The 20,179-nt window shown below is 73.9% G+C and carries 16 protein-coding genes; 8 read left to right on the top strand and 8 right to left on the bottom strand.

Features of this window, described 5'->3' with window-relative positions; genetic code table 11:
* The first annotated feature begins 78 nt into the window (after window positions 1-78).
* Both FHX40_RS25355 and FHX40_RS01150 read left to right on the top strand, forming a co-directional pair.
* Window positions 79-456 (top strand): hypothetical protein, encoded by a 378-nt coding sequence (locus tag FHX40_RS25355; RefSeq protein ID WP_211350129.1) that lies wholly within the window; start codon window positions 79-81, stop codon window positions 454-456.
* Window positions 360-1,202 carry a baeRF11 domain-containing protein gene (locus tag FHX40_RS01150; protein WP_211350128.1) on the top strand — a complete coding sequence of 281 codons (843 nt, stop codon included), beginning with the start codon at window positions 360-362 and terminating at the stop codon, window positions 1,200-1,202. The genes FHX40_RS25355 and FHX40_RS01150 overlap by 97 nt, the downstream gene beginning before the upstream one ends.
* A gap of 50 nt (window positions 1,203-1,252) precedes the next feature.
* Here the strand turns inward: FHX40_RS01150 and FHX40_RS01145 are convergent, their stop codons facing one another.
* On the bottom strand, window positions 1,253-2,050 hold the full coding sequence (locus FHX40_RS01145; protein ID WP_142257876.1) for a trans-aconitate 2-methyltransferase: 798 nt from the start codon (window positions 2,048-2,050) through the stop codon (window positions 1,253-1,255).
* Window positions 2,051-2,187: 137 nt separating this feature from the next.
* Between FHX40_RS01145 and FHX40_RS01140 the strand changes: the two genes are divergently transcribed.
* A complete protein-coding gene (locus FHX40_RS01140) occupies window positions 2,188-2,739 on the top strand; it encodes a MarR family winged helix-turn-helix transcriptional regulator (RefSeq protein ID WP_142257875.1) in 552 nt (183 codons plus the stop codon).
* A 48-nt stretch (window positions 2,740-2,787) separates the two neighbouring features.
* Here FHX40_RS01140 and FHX40_RS01135 read toward each other — a convergent pair whose 3' ends face one another.
* Both FHX40_RS01135 and FHX40_RS01130 read right to left on the bottom strand, forming a co-directional pair.
* Entirely contained in the window at window positions 2,788-4,611 is a 1,824-nt protein-coding gene (locus tag FHX40_RS01135) for an ABC-F family ATP-binding cassette domain-containing protein (protein WP_142257874.1), read from the bottom strand.
* Between the two features lie 2 nt (window positions 4,612-4,613).
* Complete coding sequence (locus FHX40_RS01130) at window positions 4,614-5,609, bottom strand: 4-(cytidine 5'-diphospho)-2-C-methyl-D-erythritol kinase (RefSeq protein WP_142257873.1); 996 nt, start codon at window positions 5,607-5,609, stop codon at window positions 4,614-4,616.
* Between the two features lie 235 nt (window positions 5,610-5,844).
* On the opposite strand from FHX40_RS01130, the gene FHX40_RS25350 reads away from it, so the two are divergent.
* The 4 genes from FHX40_RS25350 to FHX40_RS24865 all read left to right on the top strand — a co-directional run bounded on the left by FHX40_RS25350 (window position 5,845) and on the right by FHX40_RS24865 (window position 10,487).
* Window positions 5,845-7,668 (top strand): serine/threonine-protein kinase, encoded by a 1,824-nt coding sequence (locus FHX40_RS25350; RefSeq protein ID WP_268241040.1) that lies wholly within the window; start codon window positions 5,845-5,847, stop codon window positions 7,666-7,668.
* Between the two features lie 5 nt (window positions 7,669-7,673).
* A complete protein-coding gene (locus FHX40_RS01120; RefSeq protein WP_170198673.1) occupies window positions 7,674-9,155 on the top strand; it encodes an FG-GAP repeat domain-containing protein in 1,482 nt (493 codons plus the stop codon).
* Window positions 9,156-9,294: 139 nt separating this feature from the next.
* The gene (locus FHX40_RS01115; RefSeq protein WP_142257871.1) at window positions 9,295-10,119 is read left to right on the top strand and encodes a serine/threonine-protein kinase; all 825 of its coding nucleotides are present in this window, start codon (window positions 9,295-9,297) and stop codon (window positions 10,117-10,119) included.
* Window positions 10,120-10,331: 212 nt separating this feature from the next.
* The gene (locus FHX40_RS24865) at window positions 10,332-10,487 is read left to right on the top strand and encodes a hypothetical protein (RefSeq protein WP_170198672.1); all 156 of its coding nucleotides are present in this window, start codon (window positions 10,332-10,334) and stop codon (window positions 10,485-10,487) included.
* A 9-nt stretch (window positions 10,488-10,496) separates the two neighbouring features.
* Here the strand turns inward: FHX40_RS24865 and rsmA are convergent, their stop codons facing one another.
* The 5 genes from rsmA to FHX40_RS01090 all read right to left on the bottom strand — a co-directional run bounded on the left by rsmA (window position 10,497) and on the right by FHX40_RS01090 (window position 18,431).
* Window positions 10,497-11,348: a 16S rRNA (adenine(1518)-N(6)/adenine(1519)-N(6))-dimethyltransferase RsmA gene (gene rsmA, locus FHX40_RS01110; RefSeq protein WP_211350126.1), complete on the bottom strand. Its 852-nt coding sequence runs from the start codon at window positions 11,346-11,348 to the stop codon at window positions 10,497-10,499.
* 140 nt (window positions 11,349-11,488) lie between these two features.
* Entirely contained in the window at window positions 11,489-12,697 is a 1,209-nt protein-coding gene (locus FHX40_RS01105; RefSeq protein WP_142257870.1) for a resuscitation-promoting factor, read from the bottom strand.
* Between the two features lie 1,786 nt (window positions 12,698-14,483).
* The gene (locus tag FHX40_RS01100) at window positions 14,484-15,341 is read right to left on the bottom strand and encodes a TatD family hydrolase (RefSeq protein WP_142257869.1); all 858 of its coding nucleotides are present in this window, start codon (window positions 15,339-15,341) and stop codon (window positions 14,484-14,486) included.
* Window positions 15,331-17,115 (bottom strand): methionine--tRNA ligase, encoded by a 1,785-nt coding sequence (metG, locus tag FHX40_RS01095; RefSeq protein WP_142257868.1) that lies wholly within the window; start codon window positions 17,113-17,115, stop codon window positions 15,331-15,333. Before metG ends, FHX40_RS01100 begins: the two co-directional genes overlap by 11 nt.
* A 59-nt stretch (window positions 17,116-17,174) precedes the next feature.
* Window positions 17,175-18,431: a glycosyltransferase family 2 protein gene (locus FHX40_RS01090; protein ID WP_211350125.1), complete on the bottom strand. Its 1,257-nt coding sequence runs from the start codon at window positions 18,429-18,431 to the stop codon at window positions 17,175-17,177.
* 159 nt (window positions 18,432-18,590) lie between these two features.
* Here FHX40_RS01090 and FHX40_RS01085 point away from each other — a divergent pair, with 159 nt between their 5' ends.
* Window positions 18,591-20,162: a hypothetical protein gene (locus FHX40_RS01085; protein ID WP_229788823.1), complete on the top strand. Its 1,572-nt coding sequence runs from the start codon at window positions 18,591-18,593 to the stop codon at window positions 20,160-20,162.
* The last annotated feature ends 17 nt before the right edge of the window (window positions 20,163-20,179 follow it).

Below are 20,179 nucleotides of genomic sequence, written 5' to 3'. Positions count from 1 at the left end.
GGCCCTGGTGCGGGCCGTCAGGCTTCCCTCCGGTTCTGGCGGGTAACCGCCAGGTACGGCGAAAAGGAGAGGGAAGCCATGAAGCTGCATACCGACATTCCGACCCGGTCCGACATCGACGCGCTGATGCGGACCCGGTTGCCCTGGTGCGTCTCGCTCTACCTGCCCACCTCGCCGGAGTCGCTGGGGGAGGCGGAACGCATCGGCCTGGGGAACCTCACCCGCGAGGCGTTCGAGCGGATGCGCGCACTCGGCGCGGACAAGGACGAGATCGCGGGCGTGGAGAGCAGATCGCCGCGCTCGCGGACGACGACCTGTTCTGGCGCCACCAGGCCCGGACGCTCGCGCTGTTCGCCACGGTGTCGTCGCTGGTCACGTTCCGGCTGCCCAACCGGCTGGTACGGCAGGCGGTCGTGGCCGACCGGTTCTACGTCAAGCCGCTGCTGCGCGCGGTGACGTTCCCGCAGACCGCGTTCGTGCTCGCCCTGTCGCAGAACTCGGTGCGGGTGATGCAGATCCTGCCCGACCTGCCGCTGGAGACGATCACGGTGCCGGGCATGCCGGCCGACCTGGAGAGCTCGGTGGGCACCGGCACGGTCGCCGACCACGCGGCCGTGCACCGGCTGAAGGGCCTCGAGGGCAAGAAGGTGCGGATACGGCAGTTCGCCCGGCTGGTCAACGACGCGCTGCGGCCCGTGCTGCCGGAGCGCGGCATCCCGCTCATCCTCGCCGCGACCGAGCCGCTCGACGGGGCCTTCCGGGCGGTCTGCCGCTACCCCGACCTGGTGCCGATCACGATCCCGCTCAGCCCGGAGCCGCTCGGCGACGACGTGCTGCTCAAGGACGCCCGCGAGGTGCTCGACCGCTACCACGCCGACCGGCTGCGCGCGCTGCACGAGCTGTTCGAGGAGCGCTACGCGCGGGGCCGTACCGTCACCGACATCGCGGACGCCGCGCGGTTCGCCACGACCGGCGCGATCGACACGCTCTTCTTCGACATGGACACGGTGGTGCCGGGGCACGTCGACGAGGAGACCGGCGCGGTGACCTTCGCCGACGCCATGGAGGGCCCGGTCTACGGCGTGGTGGACGAGATCGTGACCCGGGTGTGGCTCACCGGCGGCCGGGTGTACGCGCTGCGCCGCCCGGACGTGCCCGGCGGCGGCGACCTCGCGGCGATCCTGCGCTACACGCCGATCTGACCGCCCGGCCGCCCCGGGATCGGGCGGACCCGCGCCGGTGGGCCGCGCGTTCAGCCCTTGTGGGCGACGACGAAGACGCGCCGGAACGGGAACGGCGTGCCGTACGGCTCGCGCGGGTACGCCCGGCCGAGCACCCGGGCGCAGTCGGCGAGGAACGCGCGGCGGCGGTCCGGGGTGAGCCGGTCGAGCAGCGGCCGCAGCGTGGTGCCGGTCATCCAGTTGAGCACCGCGTCCTCGCCGGGCAGCACGTGGATGTAGGTGGTCTCCCAGGCGTCCACGGCGCACCCGGCCTCGGCGAGGATGCCGAGGTACTCCTCCGGGTCGCCCACCGGCGCCTCGGCGAGCACCGCGGCGGCCGCGTCGCCGAGCTCGTCGCGCCAGGTGGTACGGCACAGCTCGCGGACGAGCACGTGGCTCGGGGCGTCGAAGTTGCCGGGCACCTGGAAGGCGAGCCAGCCGTCCGGGGCGAGCGCGTCGACCCAGGTGGGCAGCAGGTCGCGGTGCTCGGGGACCCAGTGCAGCACGGCGTTGGAGACGAGCACGTCGACCGGGCGGGACGGCCGCCAGGCGCGCAGGTCGAGCTCCTCGAAGACGAGGGAGCGGCCCGGCGCGGCACGGGCGGTCTCCTGTGCCTTGGCGATCATGGCCCGGGACGAGTCGAGGCCGTGCACGGTCGCGCCCGGCCAGCGCGCGGCGAGCGTGGCGGTGAGCTCGCCGGTGCCGCAGCCGAGGTCGACCACGTACGCCGGGTCGGTCGCGCGCACCCGGGCGAGCAGCTCGAAGAACGGCCTTGCGCGCTCGTCCGCGTACCGCGCGTAGGCGTCCGGGTCCCAGATATCTCTCGACATCAAGATAATGATAGGCGAGCGAGATATCTCGACGTCAAGAGAGTTACACTGGTGACGTGGTGGAACGCAGCGGCGGGGCAGGTCAGGGCGCTCAGGGCGCGGCGGGCAGGACGGGCCGGGACGAGGGTACCCGGCCGATGACGGACACCGATCCCGGCGGCAGGACCGGGGACGAGCCCGAGGCCGCGCCGGCCGTCGAGGACGAGGTCGACCGGCTGGTCCGGGCCTGGCGCAAGGAGCGGCCGGACCTCGACGTGAGCCCGCTGCACGTGCTCAGCCGGGTGTCCCGGCTCGCCAAGCACCTCGACCGGGCCCGCCGGGCCGCGTTCGCCGAGCACGGCCTGGAGCCGTGGGAGTTCGACGTGCTCACCGCGCTGCGCCGGTCCGGCGCGCCGTACGAGCTGAGCCCCGGCCAGCTGCTGCGGGCCACGCTCGTCACCTCGGGCACGATGACCAACCGCATCGACCGCCTCGCCGCGGCCGGGCTGGTACGGCGCCGCCCGGACCCGGAGGACCGCCGCGGCGTGCTCGTCTCGCTCACCGAGGAGGGCATGGCCCGGGTCGACGCCGCCCTCGCCGACCTGCTGCGCCGCGAGCGCGAGCTGCTCGCCGGGCTCGACAGGGAGGCCCAGCGCACGCTCGCCGACCACCTGCGCACGCTGCTCGCGCCGTTCGACTCCGACCGGTAGGGCCGCGCCGTACGGCACGGCCCGCGCGGGGCGGGCCGTGCCGCGGGCTCACCCGCCGATGCGCTCGGCGAGCTCCAGCCACTCGGTCTCGACGGCCTCCCGCTGCGCCTGGATCTCCTTGAGCTCGGCGTCGAGCTCGGCGAGCCGGGTGTAGTCGCCCGCGGCCTCGGCCATCGCCTCGTGCAGCCGGGACTCCTGCTCGGCGAGCCGTTCCAGGCGGCGCTCCAGCCGGGCGAGCTCCTTCTGCGCCTCGCGCAGCTCCTTCGCCGACAGGCCGGACGGCGTCGCGGCCTTCGCCTGACCCGCCTCCTTGGCCGCGGCTTCGGCCTGCCGGGCCGCCCGGGCGGCCTCGGCGGCACGGGCGGTGACCGCGGTGCCGGAGGCGCGGCGGGCGAGGTACTCGTCGACGCCGCCGGGCAGCAGGGAGAGCCGGCCGTCGCCGAGCAGGGCGACGCAGCGGTCGGCGACCCGCTCGAGGAAGTAGCGGTCGTGGCTCACCACGACGAGCGTGCCCGCCCAGCCGTCGAGCAGGTCCTCCAGCTCGTTGAGCGTCTCGATGTCGAGGTCGTTGGTGGGCTCGTCGAGCAGCAGCACGTTCGGGTCGTCCATGAGCAGGCGCAGGATCTGCAGCCGCCGCCGCTCGCCGCCGGACAGGTCGCGGATGAGCTTCCACTGGGCCTCGCCGCGGAAGCCGAGCCGCTCCAGCAGCTGGGAGGCGGTCCACTCGCGCTTGCCGACCCGCACGTACTTGCGGATCTCCTCGACCGCGGTGAGCACCCGCTGGTTCGGGTCGAGCTCGGCGAGCTCCTGCGACAGGTACGCCAGGCGGACCGTCTTGCCGCGCACCACGCGGCCCGAGTCGGGGGCCACCTCGCCGGCGAGCAGCCGCAGCAGCGTGGTCTTGCCGGACCCGTTGACGCCGATCAGCCCGATCCGGTCCCCGGGCCCCAGCTGCCAGGTGCAGTCGCGCAGCACGAGCGGGCCCGTGCCGGGGCCGCCCGCGTGCAGGGTGACCCGCTCCAGGTCGTAGACGGTCTTGCCGAGCCGGGCCGAGGCGAACGCCATGAGCTCGACGGTGTCGCGCGGCGGCGGCTCGTTGGCGATGAGCGCCTGCGCGGCCTCGATCCGGAACTTCGGCTTGGAGGTCCGGGCCGGCGGGCCGCGGCGCAGCCAGGCGATCTCTTTGCGGAGCAGGTTCTGGCGGCGCTCCTCGGCCGCGGCGGCGAGCCGCGCCCGCTCCGCCTTGGCCAGCACGTACGCGGCGTACCCGCCCTCGTACCGGTGCACGTCGCCGTCCACGACCTCCCAGGTGCGGGTGCACACCGCGTCGAGGAACCACCGGTCGTGGGTGACCACGACGACCGCGCAGCGGCGCGCCACCAGGTGCCGGGCGAGCCAGTCGATCGCCTCGATGTCGAGGTGGTTGGTCGGCTCGTCGAGGATGATCAGGTCGTGTTCGCCGACGAGCAGCCGGGCGAGCGCGACGCGGCGCCGTTCCCCGCCGGACAGCGGGCCCACCTGGGCCGACAGGTCCACGTCGGGGAGGAGGCTCGCGAGGATGTCGCGGATCCGGGCGTCGCCCGCCCACTCGTGCTCGGCCCGCCCGTCGAGCACGAGCTCGCCCACGGTGCGGTCCGGGTCGAGCTCGTCCCGCTGGGCGAGGAAGCCGATGCGCGCGTCGCGGGCGTGGGTCACCCGGCCCGAGTCGGGCCTGAGCACCCCGGCGAGGACGGAGATGAGGGTGGTCTTGCCGCCGCCGTTGCGGCCCACCACCCCGATGCGGTCGCCCTCCGCGACGCCGAGGGAGACCTCGTGCAGCAGCGGCTTGGGCCCGTAGGCGAGGGTGACCGACTCCAGATTGACCAGATTCATCGTCAGGTAAGGCTATCGGCGGCGGGGAAGGCCGCGCACCAGGCGGCCTCGTCCGGGTAGCGGCCGTCGTCGACCACCCGCGGCCCGGGGGCCGGGCCGGTGCCGTGGATCGCGGTGTGGCCCGCCTCGGCGAACCCCTTGCACAGCGCGGCCGCGTGCGCGCCGTCCGCGGCGAGGAACGCGCAGGTCGGGCCGGAGCCGGAGACGAGGGCGCCGAGCGCGCCGAGCTCGCGGCCGGTGCGCAGGGTCGCCTCGAGCGCGGGGTTGAGCCGGAGCGCGGCGGGCTGCAGGTCGTTCGCGAGCGCCCGGCCCAGCGCGGCGGCGTCGCCCCGCTCGAGCGCGCCGATCAGCTCCTCCTCCACCCGCGGCGGGACCGGCTCCCACCCGGTCTCCTCGCGGATGCGGTCGCACTCGGCGTACACCGCGGGGGTGGACAGCCCGCCCTCGGCCGGGACGAGCACCCAGTCGAAGACGTGCCGGGTGGGCAGCGGATCGAGCCGTTCGCCCCGCCCGCTGCCGAGCGCGACGCCGCCGTGCACCGCGAACGGCACGTCGCTGCCGAGCTCGGCGCCGAGCTCGATGAGCGCGTCGCGGCCGAGGTTCAGGTTCCACAGGCGGTCGCAGGCGACGAGCGCGGCGGCGGCGTCCGCGCTGCCGCCCGCCATGCCCCCGGCGACCGGGATGCGCTTGTCGATGCGCAGGTGCGCCCCGGCCCGGACCCCGGCGCGTTCCGCGAGCAGCCGCGCCGCCCGCACCGCGAGGTTGCTCGAGTCGACCGGCACGAGCTCGGCCTGGCGGCCGACGACCTCGACGGTCAGGTCGTCCGCGGCGCTCGCCCGGAGCCGGTCCCGGATCCCGACGGCGAAGTACACGGTGAGCACCTCGTGGTAGCCGTCCGCGCGCACCGGGCCCACGGCGAGCCGCAGGTTGATCTTCGCGGGGGCCTCGACGGTCACGTACCTGGTATCCGCCCTGCTATCCGCCCTGCTATCCGACACAGCCTCTCCCTCGCCACACCGGCATCCCGATCCTAGAGCCCGCCGCGAACCGCCCCCGCCCGCCCGCGGGCCAACGGCCGTTCCAGGGCCCGAGTAAAACGACCTTTTTGTCCTTGAAATTGATATTCCATCGCTATTTGTCGCGTTTTGTGATGGCTATTCCGTACAGCCCTATGCGTTTCGGGGTGGAGGGGTCGATTCGCTGTCGGTACGGTTACCGGTCGGGGGTTCTCGGGTGGACGGGAAAGGGACTCCAATCGACGGCCACGACTCGACGGCGCAGCCGTTACGTCCGGACGACCCGGAAAGGCTGGGACCGTATCGGCTGCGCGGCCGCCTCGGTGAAGGCGGAATGGGCACGGTCTATCTCGCGGGCGACGAGAACGGTCGGCCGGTCGCGGTCAAGATCGTCCGCGAGGTGCACACCCGGCGGGAGGGGTTCGCCGAGCGTTTCCACGCCGAGGTGATGAGCGCGCGGCGGGTGTCGTCGTTCTGCACGTCCCGGGTGCTCGACGACGGGGTGGCCGAGGACGGCCGGCCGTACCTGGTCACCGAGTACATCCCGGGGATCTCCCTCGCCGAGCGCATCCGGCGGTCCGGGCCGCTGGACTCCGGGTCGCTGCACGGGGTCGCGTTCGGGGTGGCCGCGGCGCTCGCGGCGATCCACGCGGCCGGGGTGGTGCACCTCGACCTGAAGCCGGCGAACGTGATCCTCTCCCCGCTGGGGCCGCGGATCATCGACTTCGGGGTGGCCCGGGCGCTCGACGACCCGTCCGGGGAGGGTGTGCTCGTCGGCACGCCCGGCTGGTGGGCCCCGGAGCAGGTCGCGGGCGGCGAGGTGACGTCGGCGGCGGACATCTTCGCCTGGGGCTGCCTGGTCGCGTACGCCGGGACGGGCCGCCACCCGTTCGGGGAGGGCGACGCGGAGATCATGGCCGAGCGGGTGCGCACCGCCGACCCGGAGATCGGCCCGCTGCCGCCGCCGCTCGACCACCTGGTACGGCGAGCCCTCGACCGCGATCCGGACCGTCGGCCCACCGCCCGTGACCTGCTGCTGCGGCTCGTCGAGCCGGGGGACGCGGCGCCCGCGGCCGAGGGGCCGGCCCTGCCCGCGGCCGCGCCTCCGCCCGGCACCCGGCCGGTGGCCCCGGACATCACGAACACCGACCCCGGCCCGAACTGGCTGCGCGGCGCCGCGGCGGCGAACGGATACGCGGACGCGCCCGCCATCGGCCTTCCGGACCGCCCGCCGTCGCCGAGCGGGTACGGCGTGCCGGACCCCGCCGAGGGCGACCTCGGTGCGGGTACGGCCGGGCCGGCCCCGGACATGGCGCTCACCGCCGGGGCCGCGGGCGCGCGGCGGGCCGCCCCGAGCGCGGCGATGGCCGCCGCCGGCCGTGCCGTACCGGCGGAGGGGGCGCCCGCGGCGGCCGTCACCCCGCCCCCGGCCGAGGCGGCCGGCACGACGGACGCCGCGGCGGGGCGGGAGGCCGAGCCGGACGGGGACCCGGGGGCGGGCGAGGACGAGGGGAAACCGGCGCGGTCCGGCCCGGGGCGTGGCCTGCGGGCCGCGCGGGCCGCGCTGCTGGTGACGCTCGCGGTGACCGTGACGCTGATGGTCGCCTCGCGGATCGACCACAACGAGCGGCCCGACTCGCTCGACGTGCTCGACAAGCCCGCGCGGGTCACCGACGTCGGCCGCCGGATCCCGCTCGCGGCCACGTACCACGGGCCGCAGCTCGTCGTGGAGAAGCCGGAGTGCGGCTACCGGAACCACACCGGCGGCGTGCTCAACCCCGACCGGCAGACCTGCCGCATCCGCATGACGCTGGTGAACATGGGGCCGGACGAGGCGCCCCTCGCCGGGGAGCTGCCCATCCTCGTCGACGACCTGGGGCAGCGGCACCGGCCGTACTACCCGGGGCAGGTCCCCACCACGATCGCGCCCGGCGCGCGGCTCATGCTCACGGTGAGCTACGGCCTGGCGAACACCGCGTTCCCCCGCATGCTGGTCGGCCGGTTCGTGCCCGGCGGCGAGACGATCCGGGTCCGGCTGTGAGGGCGGTGGGCGCGCTGGCGGCCGCGCTCCTCCTCGCCGCCACGACACACGCCGGTGGGGTCCCGCGGCTCGACGGTACGGGCGGGGTGCGTGCGGCCGACGCGACGCGGCTCGCGTGCGCCCCGGGGGACGGGGCCGACTACAACGGCGACGGGTACCCGGACCTCGCCGTGGGCGACCCGAACGCGCACTTCCGCAAACCCGGCGCCGGGTCGGTGCACGTGCTGCTCGGCACCGAGGAGGGCCTCCCGCGGGTCGACGCGGCCGACGCGCTGCTGACCAGCGCGCGGGCGCCTGCGGCGATGCGGCTGGCGGACGTGGACGGGGACGGCTGCGCGGACCTCGTGGTGGGCAGCCCGCACGCCGAGCGGAACCGCGCGGTGATCTACTGGGGCGGGCGCGGCGCCCGGCCCACGTTCGCCCAGGTCGACGCCACGGCGCTCCCCGTCGACGCGGGCGCGGGGGCGAACGCCGGCTGGTCGGTGGCCGCCGCCGAGGGCGTGGTCGCGGTCGGCGCGCCGTACGAGGACGTGGGCGGAGTGCGCCGGGCGGGCGCGGTCCACGTGTTCACCGTCGGGCCGGGCCGCAAGGTGGCCAAGGCGCTGCGGATCACCCAGGAGACGCCGGGCGTGCCGGGGGTCGCCGAGCCCGGCGACATGTTCGGCTGGTCGCTCGCGCTCGGGCGGCTCGGCGGCGACCCCGAGGCCCTCGACCTGGTGATCGGCGCGCCGTACGAGGACATCGAGGCCGGGGCCGGGCGCGACGCGGGCGCGATCACGATCGTGTACGACGTGACCGGGCGCGGCGGCGGCAGGGTGCACGCGGTGAGCCGCCACCTGGCCGGGGCGGACGACGGCCTGCCGGAGCGGGCGGGCGACCGGTACGGCCACGCGCTCGCCTACGGCGAGTGGGGCGGCCTGGGCTACCTCGCGGCCGGTGCCCCGGGCGCGGACGTGGGCGAGGCCACCGACGCGGGCGTGGTACGGCTCTACGAGGCCGGCGGGAAGGCCGGGCCGCGGGCGGTGCGCCTGCTGCGCCAGGGGGCGGGCGGACTGCCCGACGCGCCGGAGCGCGGCGACGAGTTCGGCCACGCGCTGGGGTTCGCGGGCGGGAACCTGCTCGTCGGCGCCCCGTTCGAGGCCGTGCGCGGGCTGCCCGAGGCGGGCTCGGTGACGGTCGTGCCGCTCGACGGCGGACCCGGCTCGTTCGTCACCGAGGGGCGGGTGCGCATCCAGGCCTACGACCACTTCGGCTGGTCGGTGACCGGCGTCGGCGAGGAGTGGATGGCGGTCGGCGTGCCCGACGAGCAGGCCACGCACGGCGGCGCGGTCGCGCTCGTCCGGCTGCTCGGCGAGGGCGTGCACCGGGACGTGCACCTGCTGGCCCCGGGCTACAAGGGCATCCCCCACCTCCCGCACGCCGGCGGCCTGTCCCGGTCGCGCGAGATCGCCGCGTCCGTGGACTTCGGAGCCGTCGTGACCGGGTGACCCGGCGGCGGCGCGTCCACGCGCCGTTCCGCGCCTGCGTTTCCGAGGGGGACCAAGCGTCGAGGGGGATCTTTTGCATCGCACACAGCGCCCAGGCGCGCGCCATTTTCCGCGCACGTCCAGGTTTCCGCGCGGTCGCATGCCCCTGCGGGCGGGCGACCCGGCGCGGATCGGCGGCTACACCCTGCTGGGCTGCCTCGGCGAGGGCGGCATGGGGACCGTCTACCTCGGCGCGGACCCGGCGGGGCGGCCGGTCGCGGTGAAGCTGCTGCGCCGCGAGTACGCCGCCGACCCCGGCCTCGTGGCGCGGTTCCGCGCCGAGGTGGCGCACACCCGCCGGGTGGTGTCGCCGCACACCGCCCGGGTGCTCGGCAGCGGGGTGACCGGGGACGGCCGGCCGTACCTGGTGACCGAGTACATCGAGGGCATCTCGCTGGCCGAGCGGGTCGGCGAGGCCGGTCCCCTGGAGCCCGCGCTCCTGCTCGAGACCGCGTACGGCACGGCGGCCGCGCTGGCCGCGATCCACGCGGCCGGCCTGGTGCACCGGGATCTGAAACCGGCGAACGTGATCCTCTCCGCGGCGGGTCCCCGCGTGATCGACTTCGGCATCGCCCGGGCGCTCCGGCACGCGACGGTCGAGACCCTCACCGGCGAGGTCGTGGGCTCCCCCGGCTGGTGGGCCCCCGAGCAGGTGACCGGCGGCGAGGTGACCCCGGCCGCGGACATTTTCGCCTGGGGCTGCCTGGTGGCGTACGCGGCGAGCGGCATCCACCCCTTCGGCGAGGGCGACCCGCTCACCATGGCCGAGCGCGTGGTCCACGCCGACCCCCGCCTCGGCCACCTCCCCCGGCCGCTCGACCACCTGGTCCGCCGCGCCCTCTCCCGCTCCCCCGCGCCGCGGCCGACCGCCCCGGAGATCGTGCACACCCTCGCCGACGCCCACCGCCGGGCGAGGTGGCCGTAGCGGCGGCACGCAACCCGGGCGGGGCACTTCTGGCTCTCTTACCCAGAGCCGACCCGAGGAGATCGCGATGCCCCGCCCTCTGGACACCCGGTCCACCGGCGCGCAGCCCGCGTCCCGGCAGACCCCGCTCGACGCGGAGGAGCGCATCCGGGCGGAGGCGAACTTCGCCCCCCCTGGTCGCCCGGCACCTCGTGGAGAGCGGACGGTTCCGGGTGAGCGCCGACACCCCGGAGATGGTGGAGCCGTTCCAGGCGGTCGCCCGCCGGGTCGGCGGCATGCTGCAGCGCCCCGTGGTCAGCTACGCCAACGGCCGCCAGATCACCATCACCTTCGCCCCGCAGGACGCGCTCGGCCAGGGCACGCCCTGACCACGGCGGCTACCCGATTTTCCGGGCGGCCTCGGCGATCCGGGCGAAGTCGGTGATCTCGAGCTGTTCGCCCCGGGCGGCCGGGTCGATGCCGGCGGCCTTGAGGATCTCCTCGGCGCGGGCGGCGCCGCCCGCCCAGCCGGCGAGTGCGGCGCGCAGGGTCTTGCGGCGCTGGGCGAAGGCGGCGTCGACGACGGCGAAGACCTCCTCGCGGGTGGCCGCGGTCGGGGGCGGGTCGCGGCGGACGAGGGCGACCAGGCCGGAGTCGACGTTCGGCACCGGCCAGAACACGGTACGGCCGACCGGACCGGCCTTGCGCACCTCGGCGTACCAGGCGGTCTTCACCGAGGGCACGCCGTAGATCTTGGAGCCGGGGCGGGCGGCGAGGCGGTCGGCCACCTCGGCCTGCACCATGACGAGGCCGCCGCGCAGCGTGGGCAGCACCTCGAGCAGGTGGAGCACGACCGGCACGGCCACGTTGTACGGCAGGTTGGCGACGAGCACGTCCGGGGCCTCGTCGAGGTCGTCCGGGCGCAGCCGCAGCGCGTCGGCGGTGATGACGGTGAGCCGGTCGGCCGCCTCGGGCATGCGCTCGGCCACGGTGTGCGGCAGCTGCCGGGCGAGCACCGGGTCGATCTCCACCGCGATCACCCTGCGCACCTGCTCGAGCAGGGCGAGGGTGAGCGAGCCCAGGCCCGGGCCCACCTCGATCACCACGTCGTCGGCGCTGAGCTCAGCGGTACGGACGATGCGGCGCACGGTGCCGCCGTCGATCACGAAGTTCTGGCCCAGCCGCTTCGTCGGCCGGAGGGCCAGCTTGTCGGCCAGCACCCGGATGTCCGCCGGGCCGAGCAGGCTCACGGCTTCCCACTCCCCGTCTCTCCCCTAAGCACCCCCCAAGTGTCTCGCACCCGGCGGGGCGCTCGGGTCGTCCGCGCGGTACGGCGGGCACGGCCGTACCCGGGACCGGGCCGGACGGCCCCGGCCGTGCCGCGCCGCGGTCAGTCGAAGAGCCGGGACCCGCAGTTCGGCCACTGCCGCTGCCAGCGGCCCTCCACCTTCTGGTAGAGCAGCTGGGCCCGGTAGGTCTGCTCCTCGGCGGGCCAGTCCACTGGGGTCTTCTTGCCGCCGACCGCGCGCCACATCTGCAGGCTGATCGCGTACATGCCGAAGTTCGTGCCCGCCGGGTCGACCGCGCGCGGGTTGCCGCCGGTCTCGCACTGGGCGAGAGCGTTCCAGTTGAGGCGGGCGACCTCGGGGCGGATCGGCTCGGTGCGCGGCGGGGTGACCGGGATGATCCGGACCACCTGGCCGTCCTCCGGGAAGGCGGACAGCTTGGGCCGTACCTTCTCGTCCTTGCCGACGGTGATGCCGTTGCTCTCCAGCGCCTCGCGGATGGTCCGGGCGGTGGTGGTCATGCGGATCCGCCGCCCGTCCTTGACCACGTCGATCTCGCGGATGGTGGTGACGCTGAGGCGGAGGCCGGTGAGGGGGATCTGCCGCATCACCGACGCGGAGAGCTTGACCTTGTCGGGGTCGAGGTCGAGCTCCTCGAGCGCGTCGCCGACGTTGAGCGCCGTGACGGTGTGGACCGTGGTGCGGCCGTCCTTGATCAGGGTGAGCTTGCGGGCGTGCCGTACCTCGATGCGGCCCTCGTCGGCGATGCGCTGGGTGGGCTTCGGCGAGACGTAGTCGGCCGGGCCGATCTTCACGTCGGCACGCTCCAGCGCCTCGGCGACGGTGTCGGCGAAGGTGTGGATGTCGATCGGCTCGCCGTCCACCATGAGGTGGACCTCCTTGGCGAGGCCGAACACGACGAACATGCCGAGGGAGACACCGCCGACCAGCGAGCCGGCGACCCCGATCAGGATCGACGAGATCCGGCGCGACCGCCCCGGCCTGCCCTTCCCCTTGCGCGTCCGCGGCTTGGCGCCGCTCACCGCGGGCGCGGGCCGTTTCCGGCGCCGCTGAGCCTGGCCGTCGCCGCCTGCGGCTTCCGCCGCACCCTCGGCCACCGGCGGCGAGGCAGGGCTCCGCGCGGGCTCCTGCGACGGCGCGGCCTCCCGGTCGTGCTCGGGCACCGGACCCGCCTGCGGCCGCTGCTCGTCGCGCTCACCGGCGGGCGACGCGGAGTGGCCGGGAGTCGTCTGTGACGCGCCGTCCGGCTGCGAGGGCCGCGGCACGTCCTGCGGCGGCTCGGCCTGACGCACCGGCCCGGGAACAGGCGCCGGACCCGCCTCCGGCCGCCCACCACCGTCACCGGCAGGCGGTACGGCACCGGCCGGACGCCCCGGCGGGGCCGGATCACGCTGCGGAGGCCGCGGAGCCGCCTGCGGCCCACGCGGCGGGCCGGCCATGCCCTGCGGCCGAGTCACACCCTGTGGCGGCGTGCCGCCCTGACGAGCACCGTCCTCACGCCTCGCGGAGGCATGCGCGGGCGCAGGCGCAGGATTCCCCTCGGTCCGCCTACCACCGTCGCCGGCAGGCGGTACGGCACCGGCCGGACGCCCCGGCGGGGCCGAATCACGCTGTTGAGGGCGCGGAGACGCCTGTGGTGCACGCGAAGGCGCCGTCACTCCCTGTGGCGGCGTAGCGTCCTGCGGCCCACGCGCCGGCTCGGCCATGCCCTGCGGCGGCGTCCCGCCCTGGGGAGCACGGTTTTCCCGCCTCTGCCCGGCGACCCGTGCGGGCGCAGCGGGAGGACCTCCCTCCGGTCGTCCACCGCTCGCCCCGGCAGGGGGTAAGCCACCGGCCGGACGCCCCGGCGGAGCCGCATCACGCTGCGGAGGCCGCGGAGCCGCCTGCGGCCCACGCGGAGGAGCCATCACCCCCTGCGGCGGCGTCCCGCCCTGCGGTGCACCGGTTTCGCGCCTCGGGCCGGATACCGGTGCCGGACCGGCATCCGGTCGCCCACCACGCTGACCGGCGGGCGGCGCGGGCGTGCCGGGATGCCCCTGCGGTCTGGAGTCTCGCTGTGGAGGCCGCGGCGCGGCCTGTGGCGCACGCGCCGGATCGGCCATGCCCTGCGGCGGCGTCCCGCCATGCGGCGCGCCACCCTCACGGGCCGGGCCGGAAACACGTACGGGTGCAGACCCACCACCTGCACCCGGCCGCCCACCCTCACCGGAAGGCGGCGCGGCACCGGCAGGGCGTCTTGGCGGGGCCGAGTCGCGCTGCTGAGGACGTGGGACGGTCTGGGGAGCACGCGCAGGAGCCGTCATGCCGTGCGGCGGAGTCGCACCCTGCGGCGGGGTCCCGCCCTGTGGCGCACGCACCGGACCGGGCATGCCCTGCGGCGGCGTCCCGCCCTGCGGCGCCCCGCCCTCACGGGCCGGGCCGGAAACACGTACGGGTGCAGGCCCACCACCTGCACCCGGCCGCCCGCCCTCACCGGAAGGCGGCGCGGCACCGGCTGGACGCCGCGGCGGGACCGAATCACGCTGAGGAGGCCGGGGAGCGGCCTGTGGGACATGCGACGGAGCCGTCACACCCTGTGGCGGCGTCCCGTCCTGCGGCCCGCGCGCCGGCTCGGCCATGCCCTCCGCCGGCGTGCCATCCTGCGGCCGGCCGGGATCGTCACCGGGGCCGGGGACGGGTACGGGGAAGGCGTCGGAGATCGGCTCACGGGCGGGCGGGACGGCGGCGGCGTGGTCTGCGGTCGGACGGGCGGGCATCGATGTCGGCTGGGTGAGGATCCTGGCGTGACGGTCAGGCATTGATCGGCTCCCCAAGCACATCGTCACCAGTACGTCGTCCTCAGTGCGCCGACCCGGACTATCGCCACGGTGCGTCGCCGGGTTGACGGTAGCGGTGAGATCACAGGGGCCTCAACCGGATCACCGCAACGCACAGCGTGACATTGGCCACGCTTGACTTTCGCCGCCGGTGAGGAAAGGCGGGGAGACGATTACCGGCCTCCCGGTTCCGGGCCACCCGCCACGGCGGGTACGGCACGGCCGGGACGAAACCGGAGAAAACCGGCGCCGATGGCGGGAATCACCAGGCGCCGAAGACCTGCTCGCCGTTCGCGCTGATCACCGCGCAGAGCTCGTCCTCCGGAATGGACTTCACCTCGGCGAGGCAACGCAGCGTGAGCGGGATCAGGTAAGGGGAGTTCGGTTTGCCGCGATGGGGTGTCGGCGGCAGATAAGGAGCGTCGGTCTCCACAAGAATCAGCTCTTTTGGAGCCACCTTCGCCGCTTCCCGAAGGTATGCGGCGTTCTTGTAGGTCACCGGCCCCGAGAACGACATGTAATATCCGGCATCCGCACACTTTTTCGCAAGTTCCGCGTCGCCGGAGAAGCTGTGGAACACCACCACGTCCGGCGCCCCGGCCTCGGCGAGCACGCGCAGCACGTCGTCGTGCGCCTCCCGGTCGTGGATGACCAGGGCCTTGCCGGTGCGCTTGGCGATCTCGATGTGCGCCCGGAACGAGGCGTGCTGGTCCTCGCGGGACGCCCAGTCGCGGTAGTAGTCGAGCCCGGTCTCCCCCACGGCCCGCACCCGCGGCAGCCTGGCGAGCTCCTCGATGCGGGCGAGCGCCTCGTCCGTCGCCGACCCGGCCTCGTTCGGGTGGATCGCCACCCCGGCGTACACGTCGGGATGCCGGGCGGCGGTCTCGGCCGCCCACTCCGACGACCGCAGGTCGTACCCGATGGTGACCACCCGGGTCACCCCGACCGCGCGCGACTCCTCCAGGATGCGCGCCACGTCCGCCCCCGCCGCCTGGGCGGCGAGGGCGATCGGGTCGCCGGAGGACGCGGCGCGCGCGCCCACCATGATGTCGAGGTGGCAGTGGCTGTCGAACACCTCCCCGGCCAGCGGCTCGGGGGCCGGCGGCCGCTCACCCTTCAAGGCGGGCCAGCTCCTCGTCGACGATCTTCGGGTCGAGCTTGCGGAACAGCGGCGTCGGGGCCGACAGCGGGGTGCCCGGCCGGATCGGCCGCGACTCCCAGGTGGCGACGTCGTCCTCGTACGTGCCGGTGATCACCGGGTACGGCCGGCCGCCCTCCTCCTCGACCTCGCGGAGCTCCGGCATGGAGGACCAGGTGCCCTCGCCGCCGAGCATCTTGTAGACCTTGTTCGACGAGCTCGGCAGGAACGGCGTGAGCAGGGTCTTGGCGTCGTCGACGATCTGCAGCGCCACGTACAGGATCGACCGCTGGCGGTCCGGGTCGTCCTTGAGCTTCCACGGGGCCTGGTCGGCGAGGTACTTGTTCGCCTCGCGCACCACGTTGAACGCCTCGGTGAGCGCGTTCTTGAACCGGGACCGGCTCAGCTCGGCGCCCACCGTCGCGAACGCCGCCTTCGACCGCTCGAGCAGCGCCCGGTCGGCGTCGGTGAGCTCACCCGGCTGCGGGATCTCGCCGAAGTTCTTCGCGGCCATCGAGATCGACCGGTTGACCAGGTTGCCCCAGGCCGCGACCAGCTCGCCGTTGTTCCGGTTGAGGAACTCGGCCCAGGTGAAGTCGGTGTCCTGGGTCTCCGGCCCGGCGATCGCGATGTAGTACCGCAGCGCGTCCGCGTCGTACCGGGACAGGAAGTCCCGCACGTAGATCACGACCCGGCGGGAGGAGGAGAACTTGCGCCCCTCCATCGTCAGGTACTCGCTGGAGACGACCTCGGTGGGCGGGTTGAGCCGGCCGAGCGAGCCGGGGCTGCCGCCCTTCGCCCCCTCCCCGTTGTAGCCGAGCAGCATCGCCGGCCAGATCACGGAGTGGAAGACGATGTTGTCCTTGCCCATGAAGTAGTAGCTGCGGGCGTCGGGCGACTGCCACCAGGCCCGCCAGGCGTCGGGGTCGCCGGACCGCTTGGCCCACTCGATCGACGCGCTGAGGTAGCCGATGACGGCGTCGAACCAGACGTACAGCCGCTTGTTCTCCAGGTCGCGCCAGCCGTCCAGCGGGATCGGGACGCCCCAGTCGAGGTCGCGGGTGATGGCGCGCGGCTGCAGGTCGTTGAGCAGGTTGAGGGAGAACCTGAGCACGTTCGGCCGCCACTCGCCGTGCTTGCTCTGCAGGTAGGAGCCGAGCACGTCGGCGAACGCGGGCAGGTCGAGCATGAAGTGCTCGGTCTCGACGAACTTCGGCGTCTCCCCGTTGATCTTCGACCGGGGGTTGATCAGGTCGATCGGGTCGAGCTGGTTGCCGCAGTTGTCGCACTGGTCGCCGCGCGCCCCGTCGTACTTGCAGATGGGGCAGGTGCCCTCGATGTAGCGGTCGGGCAGGGTCCGGCCGGTGGACGGCGACACCGCGCCCAGCGTGGTCTGCGGCACCACGTAGCCGTTCTTGTACAGGCCGCGGAAGATCTCCTGGGTGACCGCGTAGTGGTTGCGGGTCGTGGTGCGGGTGAACAGGTCGTAGGAGAGGCCGAGCGCGGTCAGGTCCTCGGCGATGATCCGGTTGTACCGGTCGACCAGCTCCTGGGTGCTCACCCCTTCCTGGTCGGCCTGCACCTGGATGGGCGTGCCGTGCTCGTCGGTGCCGCTCACCATCAGCACCTTGTTGCCCGCCATTCGCTGGTAGCGACTGAAGATGTCGGACGGAACGCCGAATCCGGAGACGTGTCCGATGTGGCGCGGCCCGTTGGCGTACGGCCACGCGACGGCGGTCAAGATGTGCTGAGGCATGCTACAAGCCTAGAGGGCGCGGAGACCTGTCTCGAAACGGTTTGGGGGGTACGGCGGGCTCAGGTGGTTTCCGCCGTCTCCTTGTCCACGATCGCGGAGGCGTCCTTCGGCGCCCGGGTGACGGCCTCGGCGGCCTCCTCCACCGCCGACGCGGCCACGTCCTCCGGGTTCTCCTTGGTCCGGCGGATGCCGAGGATGCTGATGAACAGCGCCGCGAAGATCGTCTGGAAGCTCATGATCAGCGCGGTGGCGGACGGCACCACGATGCGCAGCGCCTCCCGCGGGTTGAGCTCGCCGAAGTTGTTCACCTTCCAGTGCACCAGCGACGCGACCAGGCCGCCGAGCCCGGCGAGGGCGAGCAGGCCGCCCGCGACGAGCCCCTTCTCCAGGCTGATCACCTCGATCAGCCGGCGGACCCGCCGGTCCTCGGGCAGGAAGCCCTCCTCGGCCGCGTACACCTTGGTGAACAGCGCGAACAGCACCGCCTGGAAGCCGATCACCACCATCGCCGAGGCGCCGACGAGGGTGTCGACGTCGAAGGCGAGCGCGCCGATGACCACCGGCCCCTTGGTGAGCAGGACCCCGGCGACCAGGCCGATCGCCATCATCACCAGGCCGGGGATGAGGAACAGCCAGCGCGGGCTGTACAGCAGCAGGAAGCGCAGGTGGCGCCAGCCGTCACGCCAGGAGCGCAGGTGCGGCGGGCGGGACCGGCCGTCCGGGGAGAGCGTGGTGGGCACCTCGCGCACGTCGAGGCCGTGCAGGGTGGCCTTCACCACCATCTCGCTGGCGAACTCCATGCCGCCGGTCTGCAGCCCGATCCTCAGGATCGAGTCGCGGCGGAAGCCGCGCAGCCCGCAGTGGAAGTCGCCGACCTTGCTGCCGAAGAACAGCCGCCCGATGAACGACAGCACGGGGTTGCCGAGGTAGCGGTGGAGCGGGGGCATCGCGCCCGGCTTGATCCCGCCGCGGAACCGGTTGCCCATCACCAGGTCGGCGCCGTCCCGGAGCTGCTCCACGAACGGCATGAGCGCGGTGAAGTCGTACGAGTCGTCGGCGTCGCCCATGATCACATACTTGCCGCGGGCGGCGCGGATGCCGCCCATGAGGGCGTTGCCGTACCCCTTCTCGGCGACGTGCACCACACGAGCGCCCGCGTCGCGGGCGAGCTGCTGCGACCCGTCGGTGCTGCCGTTGTCGGCGACCACCACCTCGCCGTCGATCCCGTGCCGCTCCATGCACTCGATGGCCTTACGCACGCACGTGGCAACGGTCTCGGCCTCGTTGAGGCACGGCATTACAACGGTCAGTTCCACGTCGCAACCCCTCGCTTAGGCATGCGTGAATTCCCCCATGATGCCCGAGCCTCGTCATCGTCGAGTCAACTCGGTGCAACCGCTGGCATCCTGTTAACCATGGTCACCGTTGCGGAACGGACTCGGGTACGCGTTCCGGGGGCGAGCCGAGGCGCACGGTTGCGCGGCTTCCTGCTGCGCCATCGCCACCTCGTCGTCGCCCTCAGCCTGGGTGCGGTGCTACGGATGATCACCATGCTCGGCTACCGGCCGGCGATGTGGTTCAACGACTCCTACGAGTACGTCTCGGTCGCACTGCACCCTCGGCCGCACCCGATCCGTCCGGACGGATACGGCTTCTGGCTCCTGCTGCTCAAGCCGTTCCACAGCTTCTCGCTTGTGGTCTTCACCCAGCATGTAATGGGGTTGGCCACGGCCGTCCTGATCTACGCGCTTCTGATACGCAAATTTGACCTACCACGCTGGGGCGCCACGCTCACGGTGACCCCGGTCATCTTCGACGCGTACCAGATCCAGCTCGAGCACCTGATCATGTCCGACACCATGTTCACCCTGCTCGTGGTCGGGGTGATCACGCTCATTCTGTGGCACCGCAGGATGAGCGCCCGGATGGGGGTGGTGGTCGGGCTGCTGCTCGCGCTGACCGCGCTCACCCGCTCGATCGGGCTGCCGATCCTCGCGCTCGTCGTGGCGTACCTGCTGGTCAAACGGGTGGGCTGGCGGCCGGTCGTGGCCGTGGTGACCGCGTGCGCGATCCCGGTGCTCGCGTACATGGCGTGGTTCAAGAGCGCGCACGGCCGGTTCGCGATGACCAACAGCGACGGGCTGATCCTCTACATGCGGACCATGGCGTTCGCCGACTGCAACAAGATCAAGCCCAAAGAGGTCCAGCTCATCGTCCTGTGCACCACCCAGCGCAAGGACTACTCGCAGTGGTACCTGTGGGACCCGAGCGGCCCGCCGCACCGGTACGGCACGCCGAAGTTCGACGGCGACGTGAACGAGTGGGCGAGCAAGTTCGCCAAGGAGGCGATCCTCGCCCAGCCGCTCGACTACCTCGCCGTGGTGGCCCGTGACTTCTTCCGGGCGTTCCGCTGGGACCGGCCGGTCTTCCCGGACGCGAACACCTACAACCAGTACGAGTTCCGCAACGAGGAGAAGCCGCTACCCACCTGGCCCCTCTACAAGGGCCGGGCCGACACCGACGCGATGGCCTACGAGCAGGGGCCGGCCGCGACCCGGATCGTCGCCCCGTGGGCGAACGTCATGCAGGCCTACCAGCGGGTGGTGCGGCTGCCCGGGCTCGTGCTCGGCCTCATCCTGCTCGTCGGCCTGTACGGCGTGGCCGTACGCTGGCGCAAACTCGGCGGGCCGGTCGCCCTGCCCTGGCTCGCCGCGGTGGGCCTGATCCTCGCCCCGGCGGCGACCGCCGAGTTCGACTACCGCTACCTGCTGCCCGCGGTGCCGCTCGCCTGCCTCGCGGCCGCGATCAGCCTGCGCCACGGCGTGCCGCTGCCCGCGTTCGCCCGGGCCCGTCTCGCCGCGCGGCGCGCCGCCCGCGGTGGCCTGGCCCGCGCCGGCGAGGCCGAGGCGACGGCCGGGCGGAGCACCGAACCCGCCCGCACCACGACCATGCCGCTCGCCGCCCCGGTCCCTGGCGACCTCGACCCGGACACCTCCGGCAAGACCGACAAGCGCGGCAAGCCCGACGCGGACGACGACCCGGCCTGAGCCGCGCCGCGGCCGGG

The organism is Thermopolyspora flexuosa, from assembly GCF_006716785.1.
In the GTDB taxonomy this organism is placed as follows: domain Bacteria; phylum Actinomycetota; class Actinomycetes; order Streptosporangiales; family Streptosporangiaceae; genus Thermopolyspora; species Thermopolyspora flexuosa.
Note: the sequence above shows the minus strand (reverse complement) of the source record. Positions and strands in the feature narration are given on the sequence as shown.

Excerpts from the sequence above, each read along its gene's own strand:
- metG (WP_142257868.1), bottom strand. The coding sequence starts at position 17,115 with ATGCCTCAGCACATCTTGACCGCCGTCGCGTGGCCGTACGCCAACGGG.
- FHX40_RS25355 (WP_211350129.1), top strand. The coding sequence starts at position 79 with ATGAAGCTGCATACCGACATTCCGACCCGGTCCGACATCGACGCGCTG.
- FHX40_RS01145 (WP_142257876.1), bottom strand. The coding sequence starts at position 2,050 with ATGTCGAGAGATATCTGGGACCCGGACGCCTACGCGCGGTACGCGGAC.
- FHX40_RS01115 (WP_142257871.1), top strand. The coding sequence starts at position 9,295 with ATGCCCCTGCGGGCGGGCGACCCGGCGCGGATCGGCGGCTACACCCTG.
- FHX40_RS01135 (WP_142257874.1), bottom strand. The coding sequence starts at position 4,611 with ATGAATCTGGTCAATCTGGAGTCGGTCACCCTCGCCTACGGGCCCAAG.
- FHX40_RS01140 (WP_142257875.1), top strand. The coding sequence starts at position 2,188 with ATGACGGACACCGATCCCGGCGGCAGGACCGGGGACGAGCCCGAGGCC.